The organism is Pusillimonas sp. MFBS29, from assembly GCF_020687695.1.
Classification (GTDB): Bacteria; Pseudomonadota; Gammaproteobacteria; order Burkholderiales; family Burkholderiaceae_B; genus Pusillimonas_C.
Map to the genome: position 1 here is coordinate 26,605 of NZ_JAJEWL010000015.1, position 7,093 is coordinate 33,697.

Consider the following 7,093-nt stretch of genomic DNA (forward strand, 5'->3'; position numbering starts at 1 on the left):
ATTCCCTCCGGCATGCGCCTTTGTTTACGGACTGCTTTAGCAGGCTGCCGCACTGTGTGCAGCAGCCTTACTCAACTGCGGATAAAGGAAAGTAGGTCAGCATTGAATCTGCCTCGATGCGTCTCAGGCAAGCCATGGGGGGCGTTTGGGTAGACGATCAGCTTCGAGTTTCTAATGAGCTTTGCTGAGGCACGGCCAGCTGCTTCTATGGGCACGATCTGGTCATCATCCCCATGGATGATAAGCGTAGGCACATCGATTTTTTTCAGATCTTCAGTAAAGTCTGTTTCAGAGAAGGCTTTAATCGATTCGTAGGTGTTGTGGTGCCCACCCTGCATGCCTTCGCGCCACCATTCGTCGATTAACCCCTGCGATGACTTTGTACCAGGACGATTGAAACCATAGAACGGGCCAGCAGGAAGGTCTTTGTAAAACTGTGATCGGTTTGCTACTTGCGCAGCCCGGATTTCATCGAAGACTTCGAGCGGTAATCCTTTGGAGTTTCTCTCGGTTTTGAGCATGAGTGGTGTGACGGCTGAAACCAAAACCACTTTGGCAATACGCTGGGTACCGTGGCGGCCAATATACCGGGCGACTTCTCCCCCACCTGTCGAGAAACCGACAAGCACTGCATTCTTAAGGTTCAGCGTTTCAATAACCGTTGCTAGATCATCTGCGTAATGGTCCATGTCGTTGCCCAGCCATGTCTGACTGGACCGCCCATGACCGCGCCGATCATGGGCGATGGTGCGAAACCCCTGCGAGGCGAGGAACAGCATTTGGGCTGCCCAGCTATCTGAGCTGAGGGGCCACCCGTGGCATAGTATGACGGTGGGTCCAGACCCCCAATCCTTGTAGTAGATCTGTGTACCGTCCGACGTGGTAATTATGCTGGAGGACGTCAGAGGAGATGCAACCTTTGCGACGGTTGCTGGCGTACCGCCAGCAACGGCAAGGTTTGCGGCGCCTGAAGTCAATAGAGCACCGGCTGCAGAAGCGCTGCCAAGAAGCAGATTCCGGCGATTGGAGATAAAAGCATTAGTACGTGACATGGTGATATTCCTTTGAAAGTTAGGTATCGGAGGACTTATGGCTTATTAATAAACGACCAGTCATCTATTAATAAAGAAAAAAAAACTAAAGTGATTACGTCAAAATATGCGGCAGTGTGATGTCAATGAAACGTTGAAACGCGTTGTCGTTGCGTTCTATCTTGGAGCGTAATGTGGCTCCCTCGAAACTATCTATCATGATAGCCGCCAGTTGATGAGCATCTCGCCGCTTGCTGGAGCCAGCATTGCTGGACGCTTCTTTTATACACGCGGCTAACGCAGCTTCCCACTTACCGAGAATATGTGTCAAAGTCGCACGTACCCCATCACTGTTATTGGCTAGCTCAAGAGACAAGTTCCCTATAAGACACCCAATAGTGAAGTTGTTCGCAGCATGTTCGTCCACAAGCAGACTAAAGAAACGCTTGACTCGAACTAAAGGCTCTATGCTTGCGTCATACAATACTGTCACCAAGCGGTTCTCAATGTCGGTCCAATACTCTTGCAATATGGCAGACGCAAATGATTCCTTGCTATCAAAATAGCTATAGAAGGATCCTTTGGGGATTTTCGCGGCAACCGCTATATCCTGAACGCCAGATGCATGGAACCCAACTTCATGAACCAGGCGCCCACCATCTGTTAGCAAGCGTTGGAGAATTTCGGGATTGGGGCGTCTTGGCATATCATGCTTCGTTAGTCAGTTAGTTGGTTTAAAATATAAATGACCGGTCGTCTATTGTCAACATTTTTTGCATTGACAAGATCCTGCAGCGCTTAATTCTCAATCAGATCTTCGCCAGATTACTGCGCTGGCCCAGACGTTTTTGTGTCATAGGCCGAGCGGTCGCAGGCATGTAAGCTGTCATTTATCGAACTCAACAAGAGCTTTATGCTTCGATGTAAGCATAAAGCTGACCTGTGCTTATAGCCTCAGCCAATTCGGCTTTGACCTGCTCGCGACTTTTACTTGCAGACCTATCCTGAGGAGGATAGTTATAAGGAAACAGCTCGTTCAATTTCAGGCCGCCTTCGCCAGAACTTATGTTGCCTGTGCGTACCGCTTCAGCCAGTTCGGCGACGACTTGCTGACGGCTCTTCGTTGCAACTACTTGTTGCGTGGGATAACGTTGAGGAAATTGCTCATTCAGCTTTAGGCCACTTTCACCCGGACTAACGTCTCCTGTACGGATGGCTTCAGCGAGCTCCGCCTTGACTTGCTCCCGTGTAACAGGAGTGTTGATGCTTGCGGCCATAGTTTGGCCTGCAAATAGATAGGTAAAAATGAGCGCAATAGCGTAAGTGTGAGTGCGTGTCATGATAAATCCATTAAGTAAGTTGATTGGCTTGAACAACCCCAGAACATATTTCAAGGGCCTCGGTGAGGAGCTACTTTTATCTCGCCGATGTAGTCACTTTAAAAGCGACAACCAACTAAATAAATGGCCTGAAAGGACATGTACTTTCCACCCTAATGAAACAATGAAAAGCTCTGAACGAGTCTGTCGATTACCCTAGGCGCGTTTCTGGCAGTTCACATTTTCAGGGCAAACTGCTGCTTTGAGTCGGGTAGCGTCGCCAACAAGCAATCTATTGAACTCTTTGAAATTCGCCTGAAAATCAGCCGCTGTCATGGCATGCTTCATTTCATCAAACCCATCAAGGATACGGAGCAAACGCCCAAAGCGATTCAGGTGTTCAAAAGTAGAGTATTGAAATCCTGGAGCGCTATGAATGGCTGTAAATTCTTTCCGAGCAAACCCTCTAGCTGAGTTTCATGCACTACAGTTCCTAGGCGAAACAACATTGGCATTCGAGCAGCAGGATTTTCAATATGAGATCGTGCGTACTGAATCATCTTTCAAGACGTGGGACACACCCACAATGCTATCAATTGTAATGCACTAAATTCGATGAGTACCGAGAAGGCAGATAGCAGAAAAAGTGAGTGACTACGGGATAATAGGTGAGCTGTTACGGGATAAAAAATCAATAATTTCAACAGCTTACATGTTTCATTTTAACGACGAACCGGCTTTTTTTCATTGGTTTCGTACGTTGGCTCTTGCGCACTGCCACCGGATTTTGATAGCCTGTACCCATGCACAGAGAAATCCTTTCTTGTGCATTTTGATTTGAATCCAAGAGACTAATCATGAAGCGCCACGACATGAACCGGACCGCGATGACTACCACCACCAAGATATGGGTGATAGCACGTTCGTGCGCGGGAGCCTGACGCTTTTTGTCTTTGTATAAGTCATACGCCAGCCCCGCCTCAAGCGGGGTTTTTTTTTAAGCCTCGCCGACATGAACCACTTCAGGGAGTTTCCCATGCCGCGCAATGCGATCGTGATGTGTTGGCACATACCGCCTAGGTAAACGCCTAAAACAGGCCATCCGCAAGGGGCGCCTGTCTCTTACTTTTTATCTTTTATATCGGAGAACGTAATGTCCGAGGAACGAGTTCGTCTTGAGGCTTTGCCCACTCTTTATCCCCGTGTCTTTTCAGGGAGCCCTATGTCATGGGGTTTCGAGCATGGCGACGGTTGGTGTGAGCTCATCGAAACGCTGTGCGCGCGCCTTGACACGATCTTGCAGGAAGAGCCCGGCGCGTTGATCGAGGTGAGGCAGGTAAAAGAAAAGTTTGGCGGCCTGCGTTTTTACTACAACCTGTCCGGCGCAAGCGACGCGTTGGCCGACAACATTCGGCAAGCCGTCGATATGGCTGCGCAAGCGAGCAGTCACATTTGCGAGCGTTGTGGCCGCCCTGGCAGCGTAGAGACGAACGTCGGTTGGCTCAGTGCGCTTTGCGCTGCTTGCCGCGCCAAAGCCACATAAATAAAAACCTTATCAAGCAGAAGGCCTCATCATGAACCACGATGACTACACGAGCAAGTTGGCGCGGTATCTGGACCCACAGGCGCGTGAGCGTATCTTTGGCGAGGACGCGCCCGCGGGCGCGCTGCTCGATGCGCCACTGGGTAATTTTTTCAGTGACGACTTTCTCACCTTACTTTACTCGAGTAAGGATTTGTTCCCTTACCCACTAGGCGAAATCAAAAAGCAGTTGTTGGTCGTGTCCGAACCGGATCAGCCTCGCCATGTGCGTGCGGCAGCCGCGCTCGCGCTAGGGCGCTTCATTGAAAGTCGGTATCCGGATGACAAATACGTTAGCGGCAGCAGCCGTCCCGAACAATGGTTTCACTTGTCACGCCAGCTCAATAGTGTCATTGGTGCATTCGCCTTGGCCAACACGCTATTGACGCAGCGTGATCAGCGCGTTGAGTTTGATCTGCAGGTCGACCCACTACCTCGACTTGTCGAAACCAAAGAGCGAGTCGGGCGCTTGGCCTCCGGAGTCAACAAGGAGGTGGCACAGGCCTGGTACTTGGGGGCACGCGTCGCGCTGCGTCACGTACAGCGCCGCTTTAGCGGTTGGGATTCGGAATCATTTGAGTGTGCGCTGGCGTGCGTGGTCAATTATTTGACGCTTATGCCGATCAACCGCCTGCCCGAACCTGCTTGCCCTGTGCAGCAGCGCCGTCAGGCCTTGGTCTGGATCAAGCCGCTCTGGAATCGCCTGATCGATGCGGCCAGTCAACATGCCCAGCAGCCAGAGGCGCACCGGGCTGCGCTGATCGAGCAGCAGCTAGCCGTCCTGTTGTGTCTGGATGATCTGGAGCAAAATGGAGCGCCTGCAAGCACTCGGTCCGAGCCGAGGTTGGCATCGGCACGAGTACCTAGGACTCCTGGGCCCAATCAAATTCTGGTCGTGCCAGGCGTCATCCCAACGTCCAGTGAGCGCGCTGAAAACGAATACCTCAAGCAGTTTGAGGTGCTGCGTCGACCCATGACGTTCAGGGCGTGTCCTGATTTGGAGGCGCTCTATGCGCTACGGGCCACGCTACGCGCTGAGTTTCCCTGGGCGCACGAGGCGATTGCCCTCGTCATGAGCGATTTGTTTGCTCGCCGGCGTCATGGCGTGATGCGTCTTGGGATGGCACCCGTGGTGCTGGTGGGTCCGCCTGGTACCGGCAAGACGCGCTTTGCGCAGCGCCTGAGCGAGCTGCTCGATACCCCCAACACGGTGATTAACTTGGCGGGTATGACCGATGTGAAAGTGCTTAAGGGAGTTACCCGCGGCTGGGCCAGTAACCGGCCTTCGCGAATGGTGGAGTTCATTCAGCAAACGCAGGTGCCCAATCCGATCTTCATTCTCGATGAGATTGACAAGGCGCATGCGGGTTCCAGTAACGGAGGAGATCCCCAGGACGCGCTGCTGGATCTGCTTGAGCCAGGGAATGCTCGGCGATACCAGGACGTTTATTTGATGAGCGAGTGTGATCTATCGCATTGTTTGTACATCGCCACCAGCAACTCGTTGAACGCGTTATCTGAACCGCTGTTGAGTCGGTTGCGACCGGTGCTTTTTCCGGCGCCGGGGTCCGAGTATTCAGAGGTGATCTTGAAAGGGATTTTGCGAGATATGGAGCGGTCCTGGAATCTGCCTCAAGGTGCACTGACTGTTACGCCACGCCAGGCAGCGCTCATGCGCGGTTTATCCGCCCGTGAGATGCGCCGCGCATTGCTCGAACTCCTAGGCAGTGACGCCGATCAGGCGGTGTACACCCAGCATTAACTCGCATTGGCCTAGCGCAGGTCGCTGTCCCGCCGGCAGCGGGTGACACCCATACAAGATCGGAAGGAAGAATGACCATGGCTACATTGCATCAACGCCTGCCAGCGAACACCAAGGGGCGGGACTTTATTGTCGGAGACTTGCACGGGTGCCTGGAGCTGTTGCAGGCCGAACTGGTTCGCATCGGTTTTGATCCCGCGGCAGATAGACTGTTGTCGGTGGGCGATCTGATTGATCGGGGGCCAGATTCAATGGGTTGTCTACGGCTGCTGCGTGAGCCCTGGTTCTTTGCCGTGCGTGGCAACCATGAGGATATGCTGATTGATTATGCCTATGAAGTGGTGATGCCCTATGGCACTAACGTCTGTGGAAAGCTATTTTTTCGCAACGGCGGAGGCTGGGTACGTACGTTGGATGCGGACGCTCAGGCCGAGCTACGGCAGGATCTGCTGCCGCGGATCTTGTCCTTGCCCTATGTCATGACCGTGGGCGAGGGGCTATCGCTGTTTCATGTTGCGCACGCGGAACTCATGACCGGAAGTCTCGACCAGGGTGGCTTCTGGGCGAGACTGGAAGGCCTGCCTGCGGATCAAACTCGCAAGCGGGTACTGACGGATGATCAGCTCACGGAAAAGGTACTAGCGCAGATGATCGAACCACTGACCTGGGGCCGGCGATTGGTGGGAAAAGTAGATGAGGACAAATCCAGTCACATCGATACGCCAGCGGGCAGGCTCCTGCTGAGCCAGCAGCCCATGCATCCAGGGTTGTCGCTCACCTATGTGGGACACACGCCGCAGACGACCATGATCCTGCACGACTCACATCTGTTTATTGATCGGGGAGCGTATGCCAGGAAGTCTGATACATGCCTGATAGTGCTGTGTCACGACGAGGTTTGTGCGTGGTTGCCTTATCCACCTGAAATAACCTAACTCTACAAGGCAAAATCCTGTTTGGTTTTCCCTTGCCCAATAGCTTCCTTAAGCCAAGCGGGCTGTCGCCCCTTCCCGCTCCATGTTTCTCCCGCAGGCCCTTTATACCGTGGTGCTGACTTTGTTGATGGCGTATAAGATTTTGCCGCTTTCGTCTTTTTAGCATTGTCAGTTATACCCAAATCGTCAATAGCAATCTCGTATATGGCCATTTTTTTCTTGATTTCGCCAATGACTTCAGCAACTTCCTTCCTTCTTGCCTCTTCGACTTGCTGCATTAGCTTCTCAGCTTTCGCCTTTAGCTCAAGATAGTTAGACATTTACACCCCTAAAATTAGATTTTAAGTAAGCGTACGCCCATTACCGTCTAGCGCTCTCACGTAAAACTCATCAAGATAAGTGTCCATTCATTTTTGGTAAATGGACATTTGTTTTAATGAGCGAATCCTCTACTTCTCTGGTAT

7 protein-coding genes are annotated in these 7,093 nt (G+C 52.1%); 3 read left to right on the forward strand and 4 right to left on the reverse strand.

What is annotated here, in order from left to right:
- Nucleotides 1-71: 71 nt before the first annotated feature.
- From LKR43_RS15800 to LKR43_RS15810, 3 genes are all read right to left on the reverse strand, one after another.
- Complete coding sequence (locus tag LKR43_RS15800; RefSeq protein WP_227685163.1) at nucleotides 72-1,052, reverse strand: alpha/beta fold hydrolase; 981 nt, start codon at nucleotides 1,050-1,052, stop codon at nucleotides 72-74.
- Nucleotides 1,053-1,146: 94 nt separating this feature from the next.
- A complete protein-coding gene (locus LKR43_RS15805; protein WP_227685164.1) occupies nucleotides 1,147-1,737 on the reverse strand; it encodes a TetR/AcrR family transcriptional regulator in 591 nt (196 codons plus the stop codon).
- A 205-nt stretch (nucleotides 1,738-1,942) separates the two neighbouring features.
- Complete coding sequence (locus tag LKR43_RS15810) at nucleotides 1,943-2,371, reverse strand: DUF4148 domain-containing protein (RefSeq protein WP_227685165.1); 429 nt, start codon at nucleotides 2,369-2,371, stop codon at nucleotides 1,943-1,945.
- A gap of 1,132 nt (nucleotides 2,372-3,503) precedes the next feature.
- Between LKR43_RS15810 and LKR43_RS15815 the strand changes: the two genes are divergently transcribed.
- The 3 genes from LKR43_RS15815 to LKR43_RS15825 all read left to right on the forward strand — a co-directional run bounded on the left by LKR43_RS15815 (nucleotide 3,504) and on the right by LKR43_RS15825 (nucleotide 6,629).
- Nucleotides 3,504-3,893: a hypothetical protein gene (locus LKR43_RS15815; protein ID WP_227685166.1), complete on the forward strand. Its 390-nt coding sequence runs from the start codon at nucleotides 3,504-3,506 to the stop codon at nucleotides 3,891-3,893.
- Between the two features lie 31 nt (nucleotides 3,894-3,924).
- Complete coding sequence (locus tag LKR43_RS15820; protein WP_227685167.1) at nucleotides 3,925-5,694, forward strand: AAA family ATPase; 1,770 nt, start codon at nucleotides 3,925-3,927, stop codon at nucleotides 5,692-5,694.
- A gap of 77 nt (nucleotides 5,695-5,771) precedes the next feature.
- Nucleotides 5,772-6,629: a metallophosphoesterase gene (locus LKR43_RS15825; protein WP_227685168.1), complete on the forward strand. Its 858-nt coding sequence runs from the start codon at nucleotides 5,772-5,774 to the stop codon at nucleotides 6,627-6,629.
- Nucleotides 6,630-6,631: 2 nt separating this feature from the next.
- Here LKR43_RS15825 and LKR43_RS15830 read toward each other — a convergent pair whose 3' ends face one another.
- Nucleotides 6,632-6,949 carry an H-NS family nucleoid-associated regulatory protein gene (locus tag LKR43_RS15830; RefSeq protein WP_227685169.1) on the reverse strand — a complete coding sequence of 106 codons (318 nt, stop codon included), beginning with the start codon at nucleotides 6,947-6,949 and terminating at the stop codon, nucleotides 6,632-6,634.
- Nucleotides 6,950-7,093 lie beyond the last annotated feature (144 nt).

Coding starts and splice junctions, on each gene's coding strand:
- LKR43_RS15800 (WP_227685163.1), bottom strand. CDS start 1,052: ATGTCACGTACTAATGCTTTTATCTCCAATCGCCGGAATCTGCTTCTT.
- LKR43_RS15805 (WP_227685164.1), bottom strand. CDS start 1,737: ATGCCAAGACGCCCCAATCCCGAAATTCTCCAACGCTTGCTAACAGAT.
- LKR43_RS15810 (WP_227685165.1), bottom strand. CDS start 2,371: ATGACACGCACTCACACTTACGCTATTGCGCTCATTTTTACCTATCTA.
- LKR43_RS15815 (WP_227685166.1), top strand. CDS start 3,504: ATGTCCGAGGAACGAGTTCGTCTTGAGGCTTTGCCCACTCTTTATCCC.
- LKR43_RS15820 (WP_227685167.1), top strand. CDS start 3,925: ATGAACCACGATGACTACACGAGCAAGTTGGCGCGGTATCTGGACCCA.
- LKR43_RS15825 (WP_227685168.1), top strand. CDS start 5,772: ATGGCTACATTGCATCAACGCCTGCCAGCGAACACCAAGGGGCGGGAC.
- LKR43_RS15830 (WP_227685169.1), bottom strand. CDS start 6,949: ATGTCTAACTATCTTGAGCTAAAGGCGAAAGCTGAGAAGCTAATGCAG.